Origin of the sequence: Arthrobacter sp. Cr_A7, from assembly GCF_029222765.1 — a bacterium.
Lineage (GTDB): Bacteria > Actinomycetota > Actinomycetes > Actinomycetales > Micrococcaceae > Arthrobacter.
The window spans coordinates 1-447 of the sequence record NZ_JARHXQ010000072.1 but is presented as its reverse complement, the minus strand read 5'-3'; the positions used below and the strand labels follow the sequence as shown (position 1 = coordinate 447).

Genomic DNA, 447 nt, shown 5'->3' with positions numbered 1-447 from the left:
AATCAGCCGGGAGACAACCCCGGCCGGCAGCAGCAAACCCGCCCGGAGTCGGCGGCGGTGCAGCAAGTCGCCGCCGCCACTCCGTCATGCCCACCTTTGACCACATCTTCCAGCGACATTCCACAACGAGGTAGGAATCATGGATCACATCAGCTCTGCCGGCAGCGCGCACACAGCACAAAGCCCGGCCCGCAAAACACCTTTGTACCGCCAACTGTATTTTTGGGTACTGACCGCCATCGTCGTCGGTATCCTTGTCGGCTGGCTCGCGCCCAGTGTCGGCATCGCCATGGAACCCATCGGCACCACCTTCGTTGATGCGATGAAGATGCTTATCGGCCCCATCGTGTTCCTCACGATCGTTGGCGGCATCGCCAGCGTCGCGGACCTGAAAAAGGTGGGCATGACGGGCCTGAAGGCCCTCACCTACTTCCAGGTGGGAACCAT

1 protein-coding gene is annotated in these 447 nt (G+C 61.3%); it reads left to right on the top strand.

The window, feature by feature from the left end; genetic code table 11:
• Positions 1-139: 139 nt before the first annotated feature.
• Positions 140-447, top strand: a 308-nt coding sequence (locus P2Q66_RS04310) for a cation:dicarboxylase symporter family transporter (RefSeq protein WP_275725892.1), incomplete at its 3' end; no start/stop codon positions are given.